The sequence below is a fragment of the Streptomyces sp. WG7 genome, assembly GCF_049975785.1.
GTDB lineage: Bacteria > Actinomycetota > Actinomycetes > Streptomycetales > Streptomycetaceae > Streptomyces.
This window is the reverse complement of the sequence record NZ_JBNGGE010000037.1, coordinates 42,504-62,675: the sequence shown is the minus strand read 5'-3', so window position 1 is coordinate 62,675 and position 20,172 is coordinate 42,504. Positions and strand designations below refer to the sequence as shown.

Below are 20,172 nucleotides of genomic sequence, written 5' to 3'. Positions count from 1 at the left end.
CGTGGCCTTCTGCCTCTCGTCCCTGCGCTCCGCCGGCGAACCGATCGGCAGTGCGCCCGCGGGGACGCCGCCGCGGGCGCGCTCCGCCTCACCGACGACGACCTGGCGCGGGTTCGACGGTGCGCGGTCGGGCTGACACGCCTGGACGGGCAGAGGTGCCCGCACGGGAAGAGGTGCCCGCACCGGCAGAGGTGCCCGCACGGGAAGAGGTGCCCGCACGGGAAGAGGTGCCCGCACGGGCAGACGCGCGCTACACCGTCCAGGCGCCGTCCCGCATGATGTGCCGCTGCTTCAGCTCGCGCGTCTCGTGCCACGCCTGCACCGCGAGCGGGCGCACCCGGAACCAGGCGTACGACGCGCTGTCCTCGCGCGGGTCCCAGCCGGTCTTGGCGAGGAACGCCCCGGCCGCCGCGGACGGCACCTCCCGCAGACCGAACGTCTTCACTTCGCCGTCGATCAGCACGACGTCCCGCGTGTGCCCGAACGCCAGCCGGGCCCGGCCGCCGTCGCGCAGGTTGCGGCCGGTCGGGTTGGTGAGCCGCGTACACAGCCAGACCGACTCCCTGTGCCACACGAACCACAGCGGGACCATGCACGGCAGCCCGTCGGCGTCCGCCGTGGCCACCCAGATGTCCATCTCCCGTTCCAGCCGGTCCAGTACGTCCTGCCTGCGCTGTCCGGGCTCGCGAGGCGGTGCGGTGATCTTCATGGCGGTGACGGTAGTGGACCGGCCCGGCCCGCGCCTCGGGCCCGAGGCGTAGGACCAGAGACTGGCGCCGCAGTGGGTTTTACGTATAACCTCTCCCGTCAATCGCCCGTCTCGAAAGGTCCCGATGACACGCATCGCCCTGGTCGCCCTCGTCGTCGACGACTACGACGAGGCGATCCGCTTCTACACCGAGGCCCTCGGCTTCCGCCTCGCCGAGGACACGCCCCGGCCCGACGGCTCCCGATGGGTCGTCGTCGAACCCGGTGGCGCGGCACCGGGCACCGCCCTGCTGCTGGCCCGCGCCAAGGGGGAGGCCCAGCGCTCCCGCGTCGGCGACCAGACGGGCGGGCGCGTCGGCTTCTTCCTGTACACCGATGACTTCGCCCGCGACCACGCCCGTATGACGGCCGCGGGCGTGACCTTCCTGGAGGAGCCCCGGCACGAGCCCTACGGCTCGGTCGCCGCCTTCCAGGACCTGTACGGCAACCGCTGGGACCTGCTCCAGCCCGCCGCCTCCTGACCCCGTCCCCAGACCCCCGCACCGACCGCCGAGGAACGACCGCACATGCCATCTACGCGCATAGACACCGAGACTCTCCGCCGCCTCCCCAAGGCGGTGCTGCACGACCACCTCGACGGCGGTCTGCGCCCCGCGACCGTCGTGGAGCTGGCGGAGGCCGTCGGCCACACCCTGCCCGCCACCGACCCCGCCGAGCTGGCCGCCTGGTACTACGATGCCGCCAACTCCGGGGACCTGGTGCGCTACATCGCCACCTTCGAGCACACCCTCGCCGTGATGCAGAACCGCGAGGGCCTGCTGCGCACCGCCGAGGAGTACGTCCTCGACCTCGCCGCCGACGGCGTCGTCTACGGCGAGGTCCGCTACGCCCCCGAGCTGATGACGGCCGGTGGACTGACCCTCGCCGAGGTCGTCGAGACCGTCCAGGAGGGCCTGGCCGCCGGCATGGCCAAGGCGGCGGCAGCGGGCACGCCGGTACGCGTGGGCACCCTGCTGTGCGGGATGCGGATGTTCGACCGCACGCGGGAGACCGCCGACCTCGCGGTGGCCTTCCGGGACGCCGGTGTCGTCGGCTTCGACATCGCGGGCGCCGAGGACGGCTTCCCGCCCGCCGACCACCTCGACGCCTTCGAGCACCTGCGCCGCGAGAACGTGCCCTTCACCATCCACGCCGGCGAGGCGCACGGGCTGCCCAGCATCCACCAGGCCCTCCAGGTGTGCGGTGCCCAGCGCATCGGCCACGGCGTGCGCATCACCGACGACATCCCGGACCTCGCGGCCGGCAAGCTCGGCCGTCTCGCCGGCTGGGTCCGCGACCGCCGGATCGCCCTGGAGATGTGCCCGACCTCCAACCTCCAGACCGGCGCCGCCACCTCGATCGCCGAGCACCCCATCACCGCGCTCAAGGACCTCGGCTTCCGCGTCACCCTCAACACCGACAACCGCCTCGTCTCCGGCACGACGATGACCCGCGAGATGTCCCTGCTCGTCGAGCAGGCCGGCTGGTCCGTCGAGGACCTGCGCACGGTCACGGTGAACGCGGTGAAGAGCGCCTTCATCCCGTTCGACGAGCGCAGGGCTCTGATCGAGGACGTCGTCCTGCCGGGTTACGAAGCGGCGCTCTGAACGAGCCCGCGCACGTAGGCGGCCTGTCCGACGTGCTGGAGGTCGTCGGACAGGACGCTCACCAGCCGGGCGCCGAGCGTGACCGGCGGGTCCCAGTCCTCGTCCACGATCCGTTCCAGGTCCTTGGCGGCCAGGGAGCGCAGGGCGCCGAGCGTCTGCTCGTGCACGGCGTCGTAGTAGCCGGTCAGCAGGCCGGCCGAGTCGACCCGCACCTTCGCGACCTTCGCGGGGCTGTGGCCGTACCCGGTGTCGTGGCGGGGCAGCCCGAGGCCGAAGCGTTTCTCCCAGCCGTCGGTCAGCCACACCTGGTCGAGCCCGAAGGCGTCCGCGACGTGGTCGTCCTGGACGCGGGTGAGGTGCCAGAGCAGCCAGGCGACGGTGTTGGCGTCGTCGGCGGGACGGGCGTTCAGGCCGTCGGGGTCCAGACCCTCGACGGCGGCGTGGACTTCTTCCTGGATGCGGCCGTAGCCCTCGATGAGGATGTCCTTCGCGTGCATGGGTCCACCATCGCGCAGTCCGCCCTCACGCGCTCCCCGCTTCCAGCAGTCCCATCAGGGCCCGCGCCGCCGGGCTGGTGGCCTGCGCCGGCGGCAGCAGCGCGATCGTCTCGTACGCGGTGTCGTCGGAGTCCTTCAGCGGCAACGAGGTGAGGGAGGCCCGCTTGTGCCGGAAGTGGCGCGGCACGACCGCGATGCCGAGGTTCTCGTCGAGCAGGTCGAGCAGACCGTGCACGTCGTTCACCTCCAGCGCGACGGTCCGCCTGACGCCCGCCGCGGCGAAGGCGGTGTCGGTGACGCGGCGCGGACCCCAGTCGGGGTGGAAGTCGACGAAGACCTCGTCGGCGAGATCGTGCGGGGTCAGCACCGCGCCGACCGTCGCCAGGCGGTGGCCGGGATGGCAGAGCACGGTCATCGGCTCACCGGCCAGCGAGACGGACCGCAGCTGGTCCGTGTCCGCCTGCGTCCGGTAGGCGAAGGCCAGGTCGAGCCGCCCGGCCGCGACCTCCTCCGCCAGCTCGCCGGAGCCCGCCTGCCGCAACCGGATCTCCACGTCCGGATGCTCCCTGCGGAACGCTGCCAGCAGCCCCGCCACCGGCACTCCGGCGATGCACTGCTCGGTGCCCAGCGACAGCGTGCCGCGCAGCACACCCTGCACCGCGGCGACCGCCTCGTGCGCCGAGCGCACCTGGGCGAGGATCCGCTCCGCCTCGCCCAGCAGGGCGCGCCCGGCCTCCGTCAGCGTCACCCGGCGGGTCGTGCGCACGAACAGCGGCGCCCGCAGCTCCCGCTCCAGTGCCCGGATGGACGCCGACAGGCCGGACTGGGAGACCAGCAGCCGTTCGGCCGCGCGGGTGAAGTGCTGGTCCTCGGCGACCGCGACGAAGTGCTGGAGGTGACGCAGTTCCATGACTGAGAAGCGTAACCGCACAATCCCATCGGATTCTTCTGTTGGACCACTGCACGCAGGTCACGACAGAGTGGGACACGGTTCCGCCCAAGCCCCGCACCCCGGGTGCCAACCCCTCTGGAGTCGCGTTGTACACCGCACACCCCGACCGCTACGCGGACATGCCCTACCGGCGCACCGGACGCAGCGGCCTGAAGCTCCCCGCGCTCTCGCTCGGCCTGTGGCACAACTTCGGCCCGGACCGCCCCGTCGAGACCCAGCGCGCCATCCTGCGCCGCGCCTTCGACCTCGGCGTCACCCACTTCGACCTCGCCAACAACTACGGCCCGCCGCCCGGCGCCGCCGAGTCCGCCCTGGGCGAGGCGCTCAGGGCTGACTTCGCGCCGTACCGCGACGAGCTGGTCATCTCCACCAAGGCCGGCTACCTGATGTGGCCCGGCCCGTACGGCGAGTGGGGCTCGCGCAAGTACCTGCTGTCCTCCCTCGACCAGAGCCTGACCCGGATGGGCCTGGACTACGTCGACGTCTTCTACTCGCACCGCCCCGACCCCGAGACTCCCCTGGAGGAGACGATGGGCGCCCTGCACACGGCGGTGCAGCAGGGCAAGGCGCTCTACGTCGGCGTCTCCAACTACTCCCCGGAGCAGACCCGCGAGGCCGCCCGCATCCTCGGCGAGCTGGGCACCCCGCTGCTGATCCACCAGCCGCGCTACTCCATGCTCGACCGCCGCCCCGAGACCAGCGGCCTGCTCGACGCACTCGACGAGCTCCAGGTCGGTTCCATCGCCTACTCCCCGCTGGAGCAGGGCCTGCTGACCGGCCGCTACCTCGACGGCATCCCGGAGGACTCGCGCGCCGCGAGCGACAGCCCCTTCCTGAACTCCGACGCGGTCACCGAGGAGCTGGTCGGCAAGCTGCGCGCCCTGGACGAGATCGCGAAGTCCCGCGGCCAGTCGCTGGCCCAGATGGCCCTGGCGTGGGTGCTGCGCGAGGGCCGAGTGACCTCCGCCCTGGTCGGCGCGAGCAGCCCGCGGCAGCTGGAGGACAGCGTGTCGGCCATCGGGAACCTGGACTTCGGCTCCGACGAACTGGCCCGGATCGACAAGATCGTCACCCCGTAGAACGCGTCCGGTAGAACGCGTCCGGAAGAACGCGCCCGGACGATCCCGGAGGCGGGCCACCCCCTCCGGGATCGTCGGCGTTCGCAAGGCCCTGGGGGCGACGCCGGGAATCCCCGACGAAGCGTCACGCCCCCTCGGGCACCCGGTCCAGGAAGCCGTACACGGCCCGGATCCGGCCCTCGCCGTCCAGCGTGACCACGTCGGATCCGGCCACGGGCGCCGAACCTTCCCCCGAGGGGGCACCCTCGGCCTGGCTCACCAGCTCCCAGGAGAAGCGCGCCGTGTCGTGGTGCCCGTCCACGGAGCCGGAGAGCCGGAAGACGAAGCCGGGGAACTGCTCGTGCGCCGCCGCGATCACGGCCGCGATCTGCTCGTGGCCGCGGACGTCGGCGAGGGGGTCGGTGTAGCCGCCGTCATTGGTCCAGGCCGCGGCGACCGCCTTGGCCCGAGCCTCCGGGGCGGCGTTCCAGGCCTCGAAGTAGCGGGCGACGGCGTCCTCGTAGCGGCGGGTGGGTGCGGACATCGTGATCAGCCTCCGTCAAAGTGTGGTGCGCGCGGTGCAGGCGCTGGTCAGGTACCGGATCCCGGTCGCGGCGACCCGGTACCGCAACCCTGCCCGGACCCGTCGGCGGCGTCGATTACCCCGGGAGTCATGACGACGTGCCTCCGGGGGGCGCGGAGGCGGCGCACCCGGGGGCGTGATGGCGGCGCACTTCGGAGTGGAGACGACAGGGTCCCGCGCCGCAGGGTTTCGGCCACCAACTGCCGTGAATATGCCAGGAGACTGGCCGGAAATTCATGGTGACAGTGGTTCAGTAGTGAACATACTCACCTCTAGGGGCGTCTCACACCATGCGACAGCGCCCTCACGCACAGCACACGAGCCGCGCGGACGCCAGGCCCGACCGGCAGGCGGGCGGGGCGGCGGGGGAGGGGAGCAGTGCACGACGAGTTCCTGTGCCATGTCACCGCCTACGGTGTCTGTGACGGCCGACGCATCGGTGTACCCCTGGGAACCTACCGGGCTCCCACCCTCGCCCTCGCCCTGTGGTGGCTGCGCGACCGCGCCTCGTGGATGGCCGAGCGGCTGGATCCGCAGCCCGACACCCCCCACTTACCGCGCGGTGCCCTGACCCCGGTCGCCGACGACGCACCGGACGTACCGCGCGTCCTGCGCACCTGGTGCGCCGACGTCGTCCAACAAGAGCTGGTCGCCGAGGAGTTGGCGGCGGGGCGCCTGGTCCGGATCGCCACCAGTGACGACACCACCGAGTACGAACTGATGGCCGAGTCCGTGGACGCGTTGCGCATGCAGCGGGCCTCCCCGCCCCTCGTCGTCCCCGTCGCCTGAGTCGCCCGAGTCGCCCGAGTCGCCCGAGTGTCCTCCCGCGGTGCCCCTACGACCCGGCCGGGGCACGGTCACCCCGCCGTCCCGCCCGCCGCGCGATCAGCGCGCCGAGGAACCCGGTGACCAGGCCCCACAGCAGGGCGAGACCGACGGCGCTCCACAGCCGCGGGCGCAGGAACAGCTGCCCGGACAGTCCGCCGCCAAGGTCGCCGATGCCGAGCACGGACAGGCCGTAGTGCGCGGAGATCCGGCCGACAAGGCCGGTCATGAGGACCGTGAGCGCCAGCGCCACGGCCATGTGTACGGCGTGCGACCAGGCCGGCATCCGGTCCGGGGAGCGGAACGCGAGTACGGACCCGGCCGCCAGGAGCAGGACCGCCGCGACGACCAGGAGCCACCACCACCGCCCGTCGTGTTCGGCGAGCGTTCGCAGGTTCAGGGTCGAGACGTCCGGTGTCCGCAGCACCTCGTCGAGCACGTGCGGCACCGGCAGCCCGAACGGCCCCTCCACCCGCCCCTCCCAGGAGGCGCCGAGGCCGATCGTGAGCGCGAGCCACGCCAGGTTCGGCAGCCCGAGCAGCAGTACGGCGAAGGTGTCCGCCGGATGCCCCCGCGTTCCGGCGACGACCAGCGCGACGACGACGCCGACGACGACGTACGCGAGCAGCAGCGCGACCATCGCGTACGCCGCCGGCCGCACCGACGTCCGCAGGCGCGGCAGCCGCCCGGGCAGCGGGGCCCCGCGTGAGACGAGCAGGGCCAGTACGAGGACGCCCGCCAGCCACAGCAGTCCGAAGAGGACGGTCAGCGGCACGTCCGTGGTGAACCCGACCGTCGGCTCGACGCCGAACAGGTCGCCGAGGTCGTCCAGGACGCCTTCCCCGAGGGAGACCTCGAAGGTCTGGCGGGCGGCGAAGGCCAGCCCGAGGAGGGCGAGCAGCCACAGGACGGCGATCCGCCCGGCCCAGCCGGCCAGCTCGCCGGCGCCGGCGACGGCCCGGTGGCGCAGGGGCCGCAGGAAACACCGGGCGATCACCAGGGCACCGGTCAGGGTGACGGACAGCGGGAGCACGGCCAGCCCGGCGTCGGTGTCGGCGAACCCTCCGGCGTCGCCGGACAGTTCCAGCGCGCCGCCCACGGCGGTGACGACGGTCGCCGCGACGACCCGGGGGAAGGCGTTGTCGGGCAGGTCCGCGGCCCCGGCCGCCCACAGTCCGAGCGCGGCCACGACTCCCATGGCGACCAGCCCGGCCAGCACCGTACCCAGGGCCTGGATCCAGCCGTGACGGGCGACTGCCCGGCCGGAAGGGGCGGAGGGGGTTCGCGAGCTCACGCTGCCACGCTAGGCAGCACCCGGCGGGCGCGCCCGCCGGCAGGGCCGTCCGCGTCGGCCGGAGCGAGGGGGACTTTTGTGCGCCGGCCGGGAGAACGGTCCCCGCCCGGTCGGGGTGAAACCGGTGATCCGGCTCGCGGCGGCGTCGCATACGGTGTCCTTGACGTGCGCGACGGCGTCGCCGCCGAGCGTGACCACGGGCCGGGTGGTGAGACGTCGCGCGGTCATCAGTTCGTTCATCGCACCCCCTTCCCGCACCTTCGGGTTCTCCGCGCCACTGTGACGATGCCCGCAGTACGAAGACGCGGGGACTGTGAGGCCGGGCTCGGGGTACGAGGACAGGTGCAGCAGTGTCCGGCCAGTCCGGCTTCCGAGAGAGAAACGCATGACCGAGTACCTGGACGGGGCAGTGATACCGACTGGTTTCGACGTACCCGTTGAACCGCTGAGGCGGGCGGCACACTACTCCGGTGAGCCGGGATGCATAGCGCAGGCGCGTGCCTTCGCCTCGCTCTTCCTCGACCAGTTGAGGACCGAGTGGTGCGCCACGATCGGCCAGCGCGCCGACGGCGCGGTACTGCTGGTGGTGAGCGAGCTGATCACCAACGCAGACCGGCACAGCAAAGGGCCGTACATCCTGGAGCTGGAGGGCACGGGCGGCTCCGTGGCGGTGACCGTCTACGACAGCAGCGGGGCGGTGCCCCAGCGCTTCCCCCGCGACCCCGAACGCGTCGGCCGGCACGGCCTGGAGATCGTCCACGCCCTGGCGGAGGCGGTCGTCGTCGAGCAGGTACCGGTCGGCAAACGGGTGCGCGCCGTGGTGCCCCTCACCGAAGCATGACCGTGCCACACCGTTCCTGAACGTCCCGAGCGTGGGGTGCCCCGCCTGCCGGTTGCCGTCAGGCGCAGCCGAGTTCGCCCAGCATGCCCTCGCGCAGCCGGGTGATGATCCGCTTGATCAGCCGGGACACGTGCATCTGCGAGCAGCCGAGCCGCTCGCCGATCTCCGCCTGGGTGGCCTCCTCCACGAACCGCATGTGGATGATCTGCCGGTCGCGCTCGCTGAGCTCGGCCATCAGCGGGGCGAGCGAATGGAAGTCCTCGACGAGCCGCAGCCCGTCCTCCTCCACGCCGATGAAGTCGGCCAGCACCGACTCGCCGTTCTCGGGCCCGTCCCCGGTCAGCGCGGCGTCCAGCGACGAGGAGTTGTAGCCGTTGGACGCGATCTGGCCCTCGACCACCTCGCTCTCACTGATGTTCATCAGCGTGGCGAGTTCGGCGACGGTGGGTTCCCGGTCCAGTCGGGAGGAGAGCTCCTCGCGGGCCTTGGCCAGCTCCACGCGCAGCTCCTGCAGGCGCCGGGGCACGTGCACCGCCCAGGTGGTGTCGCGGAAGAAGCGCTTGATCTCGCCGACGATGTACGGCAGCGCGAAGGACGTGAACTCCACCTCGCGCGACAGCTCGAACCGGTCGATGGCCTTGATCAGGCCGATCATGCCGGTCTGGACGACGTCCTCCATGTCGTCCCCGCGACCGCGGAAGCGGCCGGCGGCGAACCGCACGAGCGACATGTTCATCTCGATCAGCGTGTTGCGCGCGTACTGGTACTCGTGCGTGCCCTCTTCGAGTTCCGCCATGCGCCGGAAGAACTGACGGGACAGCTGCCGTGCGTCACGCGGAGCCACGGTGCGCGGGTCCCCGACACCCGGCAGTGGTCCGCCGCCCGTCCTGCTCCCGGTGGTCTTCTCGACGACCTGTGCTTCCGGCCGGATCACGGCGGACTCCATTACCTCTCCCACGAAAGTCACGGTTCGACGTCTCCCTAGGTTCTTCCCGCTTGCGGGTACCCGGGCCACGGCGGCGCATGCCCCCCGTCTTCACGGGTGGCGAGAACTCGGTGCCGCTGCGTCATCGCGGGGTGATGTGTTCCTCCTCAGCGTAGTCCCGTGGGCGGTGACCGGCACCCGGTGCTTCCCCTCCGGTTTCCCTCTGGGCGGAACGCCGCCCCCTTCCCTCGTGCGGCAGGGATCCTAGGCTGAGGAGGTGACCAGCCACGTGCCGAACGAAGCCCGCATCATCGCGCTGCGCCCGCAGACCGCGCGCCCTGGAGCCCGCCCCGCCGCCTCGCCGGTTCCCCCGGAGCGGAGGTCGCCCACCGGCAGAGAGCCCTTGTGGCGCGATCTCGTCGGCGACGTCCTGCGCCGTGAACGCCTCGCCCAGGAACGCACCCTGAAGGAGGTGGCGGAGGCGGCCCGGATCTCCATGCCGTATCTGTCGGAGGTGGAGCGCGGCCGCAAGGAGGCGTCGTCGGAGGTGCTGGCCGCCGCCGCGGGCGCTCTCGGCCTGGGCCTCGGCGACCTGCTGGCGCGGGCCCACGGAGAGCTGGTCCGCCTCACCTCCCGGCACACCGCCGCCGGCCGGGTCGGTGGTACGTCCGGTGCCCGGTACGACGGAATGTGCCTGGCCGCCTGACCGCCCGCACGGGCCGGCGCCTCGCGGACGGCGACGCGCCGGCCCGGCCTCTCACACCCTCACCAGACGCCGGCTGAGCACTTCGTCGGCCAGCCCGTACGCCACCGCCTCCTCGGCGGTGAACACCTTGTCGCGGTCCGTGTCCGCGCGCAGCGTCGCCACGTCGTGGCCCGTGTGCCGCGCCAGCACTCCCTCCACCTGGGAGCGGATCCGCACCATCTCCTTGGCCTGGAGCGCCAGATCGGACGCCGTGCCGCGCTGTCCGCCGGCGGCCGGCTGGCCGAGCAGCACCCGCGAGTGCTCCAGCACGAACCGCCGCCCCGGATCCCCGCCGGCCAGCAGCACGGCCGCCGTGGAGGCCGCCTGCCCGACGCAGAACGTGGAGATCGGCGCCTGCACGAACGTCATGGTGTCGTAGATCGCCATCAGCGAGGTGTACGAGCCGCCGGGCGAGTTGATGTAGATCGCGATCTCGGACTCCGGGGCCGCCGACTCCAGATGGAGGAGCTGCGCGATGACGACGTTGGCGACGCCGTCGTCGATCTCGGTGCCGAGAAAGATGATCCGCTCGTTCAGCAGCCGGCTGAACACGTCGAAGGACCGCTCGCCCTGCGGGGTCCGCTCGATGACGTTCGGAATCGTGTACGTCCCCATCACCGCAGCCCCATCCTCGGTCGCGTCGTGGCCGGGCGGACGTCCGCGAGGGACTCCAGGACCCGGTCCACCATCCCGTACTCCCTGGCCTGCTCGGCCGTGAACCAGCGGTCCCGGTCGCCGTCCCGGGAGATGGTCTCCGGGCTCTGGCCGGTGTGCTCGGCGGTGATCCGCTCGATGGTCCGCTTGGTGAACTCCAGGCTCTCCGCCTGGATCTCGATGTCGGCGGTGGTGCCGCCGATGCCTCCCGACGGCTGGTGCATCATGACGCGCGCGTTCGGCAGGGCGTACCGCTTGCCCGCGGTGCCGACGCTCAGCAGGAACTGCCCCATGCTGGCGGCGAACCCCATGACGAGCGTCGAGACGTCGTTGGGGATCAGCCGCATCGTGTCGTAGATGGCGAGCCCCGCGTGCACGGAGCCGCCGGGACTGTTGATGTACAGGCTGATGTCGGTCCGCGGGTCCTCCGCGGACAGGATCAGCAGCTGGGCGCAGACCCGGTTCGCGGAGACCTCGTCGACCTGCGTGCCCAGCAGCACGATCCGCTGCGCGAGCAACTGCGCGGCCAGGTGGTCGTCGAACGGGGTCGGAGGGGTGTCGCCCTCCTCCGCCCGGGGCAGCGAGGCCGGGGTGCGGCCGGCGATGAGTGGAGACATCGGCGCTCCTTGTCGAGTCGTGGAGAACGTCGTACGCGGCTGGCGGCGCCGCGGTCCGTCCACTCTGGGCCCGCCCCGGCCCCCGGCGGGGGTTTCTCTGCCCGCGGCAGATTCGCCACGGGCAGATCCCGGTCCGTACGACCGATGAGTTCTTTGGCCCGCACCGGTCGACAGTGGTGACCGTGTTCCACGCCCGGGAGGTACTCATGAGCAGCGACGGATTCACCACGTGTCTCTGGTTCGACGGCCAGGCGGAGGAGGCCGCCCACTTCTACGTCTCCCTCTTCAAGGACTCCGGCATCGGCGCCGTCACCCGCTACCCCGAGGGAGCGCACCAGCCCGCCGGCACCGTGCTCACCGTCGACTTCACGGCCAACGGCCAGAAGTTCATCGCCCTCAACGGGGGGCCGGAGTTCAGGTTCAACGAGGCGATCTCCTTCCAGATCACCTGTGAGAACCAGGAAGAGGTCGACCACTACTGGACCGGACTCACCGAGGGCGGCGGCGAGGAGGGGCCCTGCGGCTGGCTCAAGGACAGGTTCGGCGTCTCATGGCAGGTCGTCCCGAGCCGGCTCGAGGAGATGTTCCGCGACCCGGATCCCGCGAAGGCGGCGCGCGCCAACCAGGCGATGATGTCGATGCACAAGCTCGACATCGCCGCGCTGGAGAGGGCGTACGCCGGGGAGTGAGCGGCCCGCCGGCGCGCGGAGCGGGGCAGGGGCCGACCGGCGTGAGGAAGCGGACCCCCGTCCGGCGCTCCATGTCTCCGACCCGGGCGACCGCACCGCGCTCGGCCGCACGGCCGCGGTTCGGGCCGGTGGACACCCCCTTCGGCCGGTCCGCGGCCCTGAGCGGCCCGCGGGACGCGAACTTCCCGGTGATCGGCATCACGACGACCGAGGGGGGAGATGCCGAAGGTCACGGACGTCTCCCGAGCCCCGTCCGGGCACCCCGCCGGACCATGGCATGATCGGGCGCATGCGTGAACGTGTTGTGGCCGCGTGCGACGGGGCTTCGAAGGGAAACCCGGGTCCGGCCGGCTGGGCCTGGGTGGTCGCCGACGCCTCGGAGAGTCCGGTCCGCTGGGAGGCGGGCCCGCTCGGCAAGGCCACCAACAACATCGCCGAACTCACGGCGCTGGAGCGCCTGCTGGCGTCGACCGACCCCGACGTACCGCTCGAGGTCCGCATGGACTCGCAGTACGCCATGAAGGCCGTCACCACCTGGCTGCCCGGCTGGAAGCGCAACGGCTGGAAGACGGCCGCCGGCAAGCCGGTCGCCAACCAGGAGCTGGTGGTGCGCATCGACGAGCTGCTCGACGGCCGCTCGGTCGAGTTCCGCTACGTACCCGCCCACCAGGTGGACGGCGACCGGCTCAACGACTTCGCCGACCGTGCCGCCAGCCAGGCCGCCGTCGTCCAGGAGCCCGCGGGCAGCGGCCTCGGCTCACCGGAGCCGCCGCCGTCGCCGGACGTTCCCGCGGCCCGCAAGGCACCGCGCCGCAAGCCGGGCGCGGCCCGCAAGGGCGGCGGTCCGCCGGCGCGCACGATCAAGGCGAAGTTCCCGGGGCGCTGCCTGTGCGGGCGGTCGTACGCGGCGGGGGAGTCCATCGCCAAGAACGACCAGGGCTGGGGCCACCCGGAGTGCCGCACGGCGGCGGCCGGGTAGCCCACGCAGGGCCACGGCCGGGCAGCCGGGCCGGGCAGCCGACGCAGGCCCGCGGCCGCGTAGCACCGGCCTGCGCCCCCTCACTTGTTACTGTGCGTTCCCGAATGACCGGAATGTCCGTAATGAGTGCATGCCAGGGGTGTGTGTGAAGGTCGCTTGTGTCGGCGGCGGGCCCGCCGGACTGTATCTGTCGATCCTGCTCAAGCTGCAGGACCCGTCCCACGACGTCACCGTCCACGAACGCGACCCGGAAGGCTCCACCTACGGCTGGGGCGTCACCTACTGGCGCGGACTGCTCGACCGGCTCCGGGAACACGACCCCGAGTCCGCGCGCGCCCTCGCGGAGCACTCGGTGCGCTGGCGGGACGGCGTCGCCCACGTGGGCGGCCGGTCCGCCCGGCACCGCGGCGACGAGGGGTTCGGCATCGGCCGCCACCGGCTCCTGGAGATCCTCGCCGCCCGCGCCCGCTCCCTCGGCGTGCGCCTGGAGTTCGAGCACAGGATCACCGGCGACGACCCGCCCGCCGCCGACCTCGTCGTGGCGGCCGACGGAGCGGGAAGCGCCCTGCGCACCCGCCACGCCGGTCACTTCGGTACCCGGATCCGGGCGGGGCGCAACCACTACGTCTGGCTCGGCACCACCCGGGTCTTCGACGCCTTCACCTTCGCCTTCGTCGAGACCGACCACGGCTGGATCTGGGCGTACGGCTACGGCTACGGCCCCGAAGGCAGCACCTGCGTCGTCGAGTGCGCGCCCGGGACCTGGACCGGCCTGGGCCTGGACCGGGCCGACGAAGCCGAAGGGCTGGTCCTGCTGGAGAAGCTCTTCGCCGACGTCCTGGACGGCCACCCGCTCACCGGCCGGTCCGCGCCGGGCGCCGGTACCCCGTGGCAGACCTTCCGCACCCTCACCAACCGCACCTGGTCCCGGGGCAACCTCGTCCTGCTCGGCGACGCCGCCCACACCACGCACTACTCCATCGGCGCCGGGACCACCCTCGCGCTGGAGGACGCCATGGCCCTGTCCGCCGCGCTGCGCGACCGGGCGACCCTCCCGGAGGCCTTCGCCCACTACGAACGCGAACGCAGGGCGGCCCTGCTGCCGGTACAGAGTGCGGCCCGCCACAGCGCCCAGTGGTACGAGAACCTGCCCCGCTACATCCATCTGCCGCCGGAGCGGATGTTCGCCCTGCTCGGCCAGCGCCACTCGCCCCTGCTGCCGTACGTTCCGCCCCGTCTCTACTACCGGGTCGACCGGGCGGCCGGGCGACTGGCGGCGCTGCGCCGGCTCAAGCGCTGGCTGGGACCGAGGGTCGCGCGGACGGTGCAGGCACGGAACCTGGCCGCCCATGACCAGGGTGCCGGAACCGGGCGGCGGAACCGAAGCCGTCCCGACGCGGTGGGCGATCACTTCGGATGACAGACTGACGGCATGGACGAGCGCACATTCGACAGGTCGGATCAGCACGCATCGGTGGTCGGCCTCGGCACCTGGCAACTCGGCGCCGACTGGGGAGACGTCGACGACAAGGAAGCCCTCGCGGTGCTGGAGGCGGCGGCCGAGTCGGGGGTGACCTTCTTCGACACGGCGGACGTCTACGGCGACGGACGCAGCGAGGAGACCATCGCCACGTTCCTGCGCGGCAGGCCCGACCTGCACGTGCTGGTCGCCACCAAGATGGGCCGCCGGGTCGAGCAGATCCCGCAGAACTACGTCCTCGACAACTTCCGGGAGTGGAACGACCGCTCCCGCCGGAACCTGGGCGTCGACGTCCTGGACCTGGTCCAGCTGCACTGCCCGCCGACCCCCGTCTACTCCACCGACGAGGTCTTCGACGCCCTGGACACCCTGGTCGAGGAAGAGCGCGTCGCCGCCTACGGCGTCAGCGTGGAGACCTGCGAGGAGGCGCTGACCGCGATCGCCCGGCCGAACGTGGCCAGCGTGCAGATCATCCTCAACCCGTTCCGGATGAAGCCGCTGCGCGAGGTCCTCCCGGCGGCGCGGGAAGCGGGCGTCGGCATCATCGCCCGGGTGCCGCTGGCCTCCGGTCTGCTGTCCGGCAAGTACACCCGGGACACGGTCTTCGCCGCGAACGACCACCGGAACTTCAACCGGCACGGCGAGGCCTTCGACCAGGGCGAGACCTTCTCCGGCGTCGACTTCGCCACGGGCGTGGAGGCCGCCGCGGAGTTCGCCGCGCTCGCCCCCGAGGGGTACACCCCGGCCCAGCTGGCCCTGCGGTGGATCATCCAGCAGCCCGGCGTGACCACCGTGATCCCCGGTGCGCGTTCGCCCGAGCAGGCCCGCGCCAACACGGACGCCGCCCGGCTGCCGGAACTGTCCGAGGACACGCTCGCGGCGATCCGCGACCTCTACGACCGCCGTGTCAGGGACCAGGTCGAGGGCCGCTGGTAGACGGTAACCCCGAGCCGCCGGCCGACGGCACCCCGGGCCGCCGGCCGACGGTACCCGCGAGCCTCACGGCACCAGGAGCAGCTGCCGCTCCCGCTCCTGGTCGCCGGAGGCCGCTCCTTCGTCCCGCGTGCTGAAGGCGTGGGACAGCGTCTCGCTCGCCGCTTCGACGGCCTGCGGCGTGCCCTGAACGGTGACCGCCACCGGCGCGGACAGCGGGGCACCCGCCTCTCCCGGTGCCGAGGACGCCTCCGGGGCCGCCGGGGAGTCGAAGGTGGCGGTGCGGACCGTCGCCCCCTCGTCCGCCGGGAGGCCGTCGGGTGCGCCGAAGACGCCCTCCAGTGCGCGGACGATCGCCCGCGCGTCGTCGAGACCGCCACCGCTGAGCGTCACGGTGAGCTGAGTGTCGGACATCCTTCGCCTTCCTCCTGGGCCTGCGTCGGTCCCGGCCCGTGTAACCGTCCGCCGATCACCCAAACCGGGCGCCGCGACCCCGCCACGGCGCCTGAGTACGGGGAACCCGGGAAGGGAGAAGAGGACGCAGGCCGCGGAAACCGGGAGGAACAGTGACGGACTCGGGCTCGGACACGGCGGACGGCAACGGCTCGGTCCGGCGCAGGGGGCGCAACGAGAGCGAGGAGGAGCGGGCGGACCGGATGTGGACGGAGCTGATCCAGGAGGTCCGCGTCGCGCAGATGGGCGTGCAGATCCTGTTCGCCTTCCTGCTGACCGTGGTGTTCACCCCGAAGTACGACGATCTCTCGGACACGGACCAGACGATCTACCTCGTGACGGTCGTCCTCGGCGCCGTGACCACCGGCGCGCTGATCGGGCCGGTGTCCCTGCACCGCATCGTCTCCGGGCGGCGCGTGAAACCCCAGGCGGTGCGGTGGGCCTCCCGGCTGACCCTGCTCGGCATCGTGCTGCTGCTGGCCACGATGACGTCCTCGCTCCTGCTGATCCTCCGGGTGGCGACGGACGACGGCTTCGTGCCCTATCTCGTCACCGGCGTGGTGCTCTGGTACCTGCTGTGCTGGTTCGGGATCCCGCTGTGGACCCGGCACCGCTACACGTCCCACTGAGTTCCGCCGTGGTCCCACCGCGGTACGCGTCCCGCTGAGGTCCGGCCCCGAAGGTCAGCCGTCGGCCATCAGCGCCGCGAGGAAGTCGTCGACGCGCACCTGCTCCTCACCCGGCCGGACCACGGCGTGGGTCTCGTGCAGGAAGGCTTCGACGGCCGCGGCCCACACGAACACCACGGCGTGGTGGCGGTCCCCGTCGGGCCGGACGTCGCCCAGCAGTTCGACGCGCAACTCGTCCCACAGGCCCCGCGACTCGGGGCGCAGCCGCACGTCGCCCACGCCGACCGGGCGGGTGAGCCCGTCGCCCAGCATCTCCCGGTCCAGGGTCCAGCGGGCGAGCACGCGGCCGTCGTGGCTGAACACCACGGTGACCGCGAACGGGTCCGCGGCGTCGTACCCGAAGTGGGCGAGCACGGGGAAGCGGTCGGCGTCGCCCGTCAGGAGCTGCACCACCAGGGTCTTGTGCACGACGGTGTTCACGACAGCGGCCTCCCGGGGAAACGGACACAGAGCCCCTCTAGTACCCCGCCCCTCCGCAAGATGCTCACGCGAACGGGTGATTCGCCCGGGCCCGATTCAGGACCGGCCGAGCGCCTCGCGCAGCGCGGGCAGCAGGGTCTTCTCGGACCAGTCCAGGAAGGCCGGTTGCGACTCGCCCCCGATCTGCACCAGGGCGATCTCGGTGAACCCGGCCTCGGCGTACGGGCGAACGGCCTCCACGAAGGCGTCCGGGTCGTCGCCGCAGGGGATCGACTCGGCGACGTCCTCGGGGGTGACGAACTGGGTGGCCGCCTCGAAGGAGTCCGGGTGCGGAAGTTCGGAGTTGACCTTCCAGCCACTGCCGAACCAGCGGAACTGGGCGTGGGCGCGTTTGATCGCCGTGTTCCGGTCGGGGTCGTAGGACACCGGCAGCTGACCGACGCGCGGCTTGCCCTCGCCGCCGTGCCGGTCGAAGGCCTCCAGCAGCCCCGGCTTGGGTTCGGTGGCGATCACCAGGTCGGCGTGCTTGCCCGCGAGCGCGCAGGAACGTTCCCCGGAGACGGCGATCCCGATGGGCGGCGCACTGTCCGGCAGGTCCCACAGCCGGGCCGACTCCACGTCGAAGTGCGTGCCGCGGCGGTTCACATGACCGCCCTCGAACAGCGCCCGGATGATCTCCACGGCCTCCTCGAGCATCTCGTGCCGCACGTCGACGGACGGCCAGCCGCCGCCCACCACGTGCTCGTTGAGGTTCTCGCCCGAACCGAGCCCCAGCCGGAACCGGCCCTCGGACAGCAACTGCAGCGTTGCCGCCTTCTGCGCCACCACCGCCGGGTGGTAGCGGAACGTCGGACACGTCACGTACGTCATCAGCGGGATGCGGGAGGTCGCCTGCGCCGCGGCGCCGAGCACGCTCCACGCGTACGGCGAGTGGCCCTGCGAGCGCAGCCACGGGAAGTAGTGGTCGGAGGTCACCGAGAAGTCGAACCCCACCTCCTCGGCCCGCACCAGATGGCCGACGAGCTCACGCGGGCCGGCCTGCTCGGTCATCATCGTGTATCCGATTTGCACCATAACGGGCGAGTCCCCGTCCGGGCGCGGCGAAAACGGGGCGAAATCGGAGCCGTGCGTTCGCGCACCGCGTCCGAAGCGGGCGGTCCCCTGTCCGTGCGGCCCGGAACTCCGCCACCGCCGTACGCGAAACCAACAGTCACCGGCGTGCGCGAGACCGACATCCGGGGCCGGCCTGCCGTAACCCGGGGTGCCTACCGATCCCGCGCGGAACCCGGCGTCAGCGCAGTCCGAAGCGGTCCGCCCAGGCCGTCATGTCCGCGGTCGTGGAGTTTCCTCCGCACACCACCAGCCCGATCCGGGCGCCGTCGCCCACCCGCTCCACCACGTGCCGGGCCGCGGGCAGCAGACAGCCCGCGGCCGGCTCGGTCCACACCTTGCCGTGCTCGGCGAGCGCCAGCGAACCCTCGACGGCCTCCCGGTCCGGCACCACGACCACCTCGCCGACCAGCGCCGACACGTGGTCGTACGTCAGCTGTGAGACGGACGGGGCGCTGAGCGTGGTGACGACCGAGGACAGGGGCACGGGGAGTGGCCCGCCGGCCGCCAGCGCCCGCGACATCGCCTCGGCGCCCTCGGTCTCCACGCCCCAGATCCGCACGTGTGGCCGCAGCGCCCGCAGCGCCGCCGCCACGCCCGCGATCAGCCCGCCGCCCCCGATGCTCACGAGCACGTCGGTGAGTTCCCCGGCGTCCTCGGCGAACTCCAGGCCGACGGTGCCCTGCCCCGCGATCACGACCGGGTCGTCGAAGGGGTGGACCAGGGTCAGCCCCTCCTCCCGCAGCCGGGCCACCAGGGCGAAGGCACTGTCCATCCCGTCGGTGAGCCGTACCAGCGCGCCCGCCTCCTCGGCGGTCTCCACGGAACGGGCCGGTGCCGTCCGCGGCATGACCACCGTGGCCTTCACGTCGAGGGCGGCGGCCATGACCGCCACCGCGATGCCGTGGTTGCCACCGCTGACCGCGACGACACCGGCGGCCCGCTCCGCCTCGGTCAGCGACAGCAGCTTCGCCGTCGCGCCGCGCGCCTTGAACGAACCGGTGCGCTGGAGCAGCTCCAGCTTCGCGGTGACCGGGACCCCGAGCAGTGCGGACAGCCCGGGGCTCGGCACGGTCGGGGTGCGTACGACATGTCCGGCGATCCGCTCGGCCGCGGCTTCGATCTCCGTGATCCCGATCAAGGCAGTCATCCTTCCGGCGCGGGCGGTGATCCGCGCCGCTTCGCACCCTTTCGCGCGTCACTCCCGAGGTCAACACGGTTCAGCACGGTTCCGAGGACGGTGAGCGTCTGCCGGGGAAGACCCTCGAGGCCGGTCCGCACCGGGACGGCCGGCGGTGACCGCTGCTCCCCGGCCGTCCCCGCTCACGGCCGCCGCGGCCGTCCTCCGGTCCGCGTGCCGAGGCGCCTCAGTGCTGCTGCGGCTTCTGCGGCGTCACCTCGCTCGGCCGTACGACGACGAAGCCCTGGCCCTGGAGCACCAGTTGTACGGCCTCCCCCGAACCGCCGCGCAGCATCGAGCCGATGGACTGCGAACGGTGCAGGGAGGTCGACAGCCCGGCGGACCAGCCGACGACGGCGTCGGTGTCGACGTAGACCGGGTCCTGGGGCGAGACGGGGATGACCAGCGGGCTGCCCTCGCACACCAGCCCCAGCCTGCCCTGCCCCGTGAAGACACTGTTGAACAGTCCGCCGCCGGTGATGCCCGCGCCCTTCACGGTGGCGATGCGGTACGACAACGAGGAGTCGAAGCACAGGACGTTGCGGCCGTTGACCGTGAACTCGTCGCCGGGTTCGACGTCCACGACGAAGCAGTTCTGCGCCTCGTGAGCGAACCACGCCTCACCCTGTCCGCGCACCGCCATCAAAGGCAGTCCCTCCCCGGTGACCGCGCGTTTGAGCATGCCGCCCACGCCCTGGCCCTTGCGTTCGAACTGGAGACTGCCGCGATAGGCGACCATCGCGCCCTGCCGGGCCAGCATGTCTCCGTTCACCGTGTAACGGATGCACTTGGAGTTCTCGACGGTCATGCCCGGCGCTGTGGCAGGCTGCACCATGTGCTCGCTGGAAAAGAGGTCACCCTTCATATGGGCATACTGGCCCGGAGCGTCCCGTT

24 protein-coding genes and 2 pseudogenes are annotated in these 20,172 nt (G+C 72.2%); 12 read left to right on the top strand and 14 right to left on the bottom strand.

Annotated elements, in window-relative coordinates:
* Positions 1–250: 250 nt before the first annotated feature.
* Positions 251–709, bottom strand: coding sequence for a pyridoxamine 5'-phosphate oxidase family protein (locus tag ACP4J0_RS28880; protein ID WP_426601658.1), 459 nt, complete (start codon positions 707–709; stop codon positions 251–253).
* Between the two features lie 124 nt (positions 710–833).
* On the opposite strand from ACP4J0_RS28880, the gene ACP4J0_RS28875 reads away from it, so the two are divergent.
* On the top strand, positions 834–1,229 hold the full coding sequence (locus ACP4J0_RS28875) for a VOC family protein (protein WP_426601657.1): 396 nt from the start codon (positions 834–836) through the stop codon (positions 1,227–1,229).
* 45 nt (positions 1,230–1,274) lie between these two features.
* Positions 1,275–2,354, top strand: coding sequence for an adenosine deaminase (locus ACP4J0_RS28870; RefSeq protein WP_426601656.1), 1,080 nt, complete (start codon positions 1,275–1,277; stop codon positions 2,352–2,354).
* Here the strand turns inward: ACP4J0_RS28870 and ACP4J0_RS28865 are convergent.
* Together ACP4J0_RS28865 and ACP4J0_RS28860 are read right to left on the bottom strand one after the other, a co-directional pair.
* Positions 2,336–2,851, bottom strand: coding sequence for a mycothiol transferase (locus ACP4J0_RS28865; protein WP_426601655.1), 516 nt, complete (start codon positions 2,849–2,851; stop codon positions 2,336–2,338). The two genes, ACP4J0_RS28870 and ACP4J0_RS28865, sit on opposite strands and share 19 nt — an antisense overlap.
* 25 nt (positions 2,852–2,876) lie before the next feature.
* Positions 2,877–3,761: a LysR substrate-binding domain-containing protein gene (locus ACP4J0_RS28860; protein WP_426601654.1), complete on the bottom strand. Its 885-nt coding sequence runs from the start codon at positions 3,759–3,761 to the stop codon at positions 2,877–2,879.
* Between the two features lie 128 nt (positions 3,762–3,889).
* Between ACP4J0_RS28860 and mgrA the strand changes: the two genes are divergently transcribed.
* A complete protein-coding gene (gene mgrA, locus ACP4J0_RS28855) occupies positions 3,890–4,882 on the top strand; it encodes an L-glyceraldehyde 3-phosphate reductase (protein WP_426601653.1) in 993 nt (330 codons plus the stop codon).
* 124 nt (positions 4,883–5,006) lie between these two features.
* Here mgrA and ACP4J0_RS28850 read toward each other — a convergent pair whose 3' ends face one another.
* A complete protein-coding gene (locus ACP4J0_RS28850; protein ID WP_426601652.1) occupies positions 5,007–5,405 on the bottom strand; it encodes a nuclear transport factor 2 family protein in 399 nt (132 codons plus the stop codon).
* Positions 5,406–5,822: 417 nt separating this feature from the next.
* Between ACP4J0_RS28850 and ACP4J0_RS28845 the strand changes: the two genes are divergently transcribed.
* Positions 5,823–6,233, top strand: a complete 411-nt coding sequence (locus ACP4J0_RS28845) for a hypothetical protein (RefSeq protein ID WP_426601651.1) — start codon at positions 5,823–5,825, stop codon at positions 6,231–6,233.
* Between the two features lie 46 nt (positions 6,234–6,279).
* Here the strand turns inward: ACP4J0_RS28845 and ACP4J0_RS28840 are convergent, their stop codons facing one another.
* The gene (locus ACP4J0_RS28840) at positions 6,280–7,563 is read right to left on the bottom strand and encodes a streptophobe family protein (protein WP_426601650.1); all 1,284 of its coding nucleotides are present in this window, start codon (positions 7,561–7,563) and stop codon (positions 6,280–6,282) included.
* A gap of 60 nt (positions 7,564–7,623) precedes the next feature.
* Positions 7,624–7,803 (bottom strand): annotated as a pseudogene (locus tag ACP4J0_RS28835) (PRC-barrel domain-containing protein); the annotation flags it as partial.
* A gap of 145 nt (positions 7,804–7,948) precedes the next feature.
* Here ACP4J0_RS28835 and ACP4J0_RS28830 point away from each other — a divergent pair.
* On the top strand, positions 7,949–8,404 hold the full coding sequence (locus ACP4J0_RS28830; protein WP_426524277.1) for an ATP-binding protein: 456 nt from the start codon (positions 7,949–7,951) through the stop codon (positions 8,402–8,404).
* Positions 8,405–8,462: 58 nt separating this feature from the next.
* Here ACP4J0_RS28830 and ACP4J0_RS28825 read toward each other — a convergent pair whose 3' ends face one another.
* Complete coding sequence (locus ACP4J0_RS28825) at positions 8,463–9,350, bottom strand: RNA polymerase sigma factor SigF (protein ID WP_426601677.1); 888 nt, start codon at positions 9,348–9,350, stop codon at positions 8,463–8,465.
* A 256-nt stretch (positions 9,351–9,606) separates the two neighbouring features.
* Between ACP4J0_RS28825 and ACP4J0_RS28820 the strand changes: the two genes are divergently transcribed.
* Positions 9,607–10,035 carry a helix-turn-helix domain-containing protein gene (locus ACP4J0_RS28820; RefSeq protein ID WP_426601649.1) on the top strand — a complete coding sequence of 143 codons (429 nt, stop codon included), beginning with the start codon at positions 9,607–9,609 and terminating at the stop codon, positions 10,033–10,035.
* Between the two features lie 51 nt (positions 10,036–10,086).
* Here the strand turns inward: ACP4J0_RS28820 and ACP4J0_RS28815 are convergent, their stop codons facing one another.
* Together ACP4J0_RS28815 and ACP4J0_RS28810 are read right to left on the bottom strand one after the other, a co-directional pair.
* Entirely contained in the window at positions 10,087–10,689 is a 603-nt protein-coding gene (locus ACP4J0_RS28815; RefSeq protein WP_426601648.1) for a ClpP family protease, read from the bottom strand.
* Positions 10,689–11,345, bottom strand: coding sequence for an ATP-dependent Clp protease proteolytic subunit (locus ACP4J0_RS28810; protein ID WP_426601647.1), 657 nt, complete (start codon positions 11,343–11,345; stop codon positions 10,689–10,691). The genes ACP4J0_RS28815 and ACP4J0_RS28810 overlap by 1 nt, the downstream gene beginning before the upstream one ends.
* A 206-nt stretch (positions 11,346–11,551) precedes the next feature.
* Between ACP4J0_RS28810 and ACP4J0_RS28805 the strand changes: the two genes are divergently transcribed.
* The 5 genes and pseudogenes from ACP4J0_RS28805 to ACP4J0_RS28785 all read left to right on the top strand — a co-directional run bounded on the left by ACP4J0_RS28805 (position 11,552) and on the right by ACP4J0_RS28785 (position 15,429).
* Complete coding sequence (locus ACP4J0_RS28805) at positions 11,552–12,034, top strand: VOC family protein (protein ID WP_426601646.1); 483 nt, start codon at positions 11,552–11,554, stop codon at positions 12,032–12,034.
* Positions 12,035–12,147: 113 nt separating this feature from the next.
* Positions 12,148–12,331: pseudogene (locus ACP4J0_RS28800) on the top strand (hypothetical protein); the annotation flags it as partial.
* Entirely contained in the window at positions 12,312–13,013 is a 702-nt protein-coding gene (locus tag ACP4J0_RS28795) for a ribonuclease H family protein (protein WP_426601645.1), read from the top strand. The pseudogene ACP4J0_RS28800 and the gene ACP4J0_RS28795, both read left to right, overlap by 20 nt.
* Positions 13,014–13,152: 139 nt before the next feature.
* A complete protein-coding gene (locus ACP4J0_RS28790) occupies positions 13,153–14,433 on the top strand; it encodes an FAD-dependent monooxygenase (protein ID WP_426601676.1) in 1,281 nt (426 codons plus the stop codon).
* Positions 14,434–14,445: 12 nt separating this feature from the next.
* Positions 14,446–15,429, top strand: coding sequence for an aldo/keto reductase (locus ACP4J0_RS28785; protein ID WP_426601644.1), 984 nt, complete (start codon positions 14,446–14,448; stop codon positions 15,427–15,429).
* 63 nt (positions 15,430–15,492) lie between these two features.
* On the opposite strand, the gene ACP4J0_RS28780 is transcribed toward ACP4J0_RS28785, so the two are convergent.
* Positions 15,493–15,840 (bottom strand): hypothetical protein, encoded by a 348-nt coding sequence (locus ACP4J0_RS28780; RefSeq protein WP_426601643.1) that lies wholly within the window; start codon positions 15,838–15,840, stop codon positions 15,493–15,495.
* A gap of 152 nt (positions 15,841–15,992) precedes the next feature.
* Here ACP4J0_RS28780 and ACP4J0_RS28775 point away from each other — a divergent pair, with 152 nt between their 5' ends.
* On the top strand, positions 15,993–16,508 hold the full coding sequence (locus ACP4J0_RS28775) for a DUF6328 family protein (RefSeq protein ID WP_426601642.1): 516 nt from the start codon (positions 15,993–15,995) through the stop codon (positions 16,506–16,508).
* Between the two features lie 54 nt (positions 16,509–16,562).
* Here ACP4J0_RS28775 and ACP4J0_RS28770 read toward each other — a convergent pair whose 3' ends face one another.
* From ACP4J0_RS28770 to ACP4J0_RS28755, 4 genes are all read right to left on the bottom strand, one after another.
* Positions 16,563–16,988 carry an SsgA family sporulation/cell division regulator gene (locus ACP4J0_RS28770; RefSeq protein WP_426601641.1) on the bottom strand — a complete coding sequence of 142 codons (426 nt, stop codon included), beginning with the start codon at positions 16,986–16,988 and terminating at the stop codon, positions 16,563–16,565.
* Positions 16,989–17,084: 96 nt separating this feature from the next.
* The gene (locus ACP4J0_RS28765) at positions 17,085–18,062 is read right to left on the bottom strand and encodes an LLM class F420-dependent oxidoreductase (RefSeq protein ID WP_426601640.1); all 978 of its coding nucleotides are present in this window, start codon (positions 18,060–18,062) and stop codon (positions 17,085–17,087) included.
* A gap of 217 nt (positions 18,063–18,279) precedes the next feature.
* Complete coding sequence (locus ACP4J0_RS28760) at positions 18,280–19,239, bottom strand: threonine/serine dehydratase (protein WP_426601639.1); 960 nt, start codon at positions 19,237–19,239, stop codon at positions 18,280–18,282.
* A 226-nt stretch (positions 19,240–19,465) separates the two neighbouring features.
* Complete coding sequence (locus tag ACP4J0_RS28755; protein ID WP_426601638.1) at positions 19,466–20,143, bottom strand: AIM24 family protein; 678 nt, start codon at positions 20,141–20,143, stop codon at positions 19,466–19,468.
* Between the last annotated feature and the right edge of the window lie 29 nt (positions 20,144–20,172).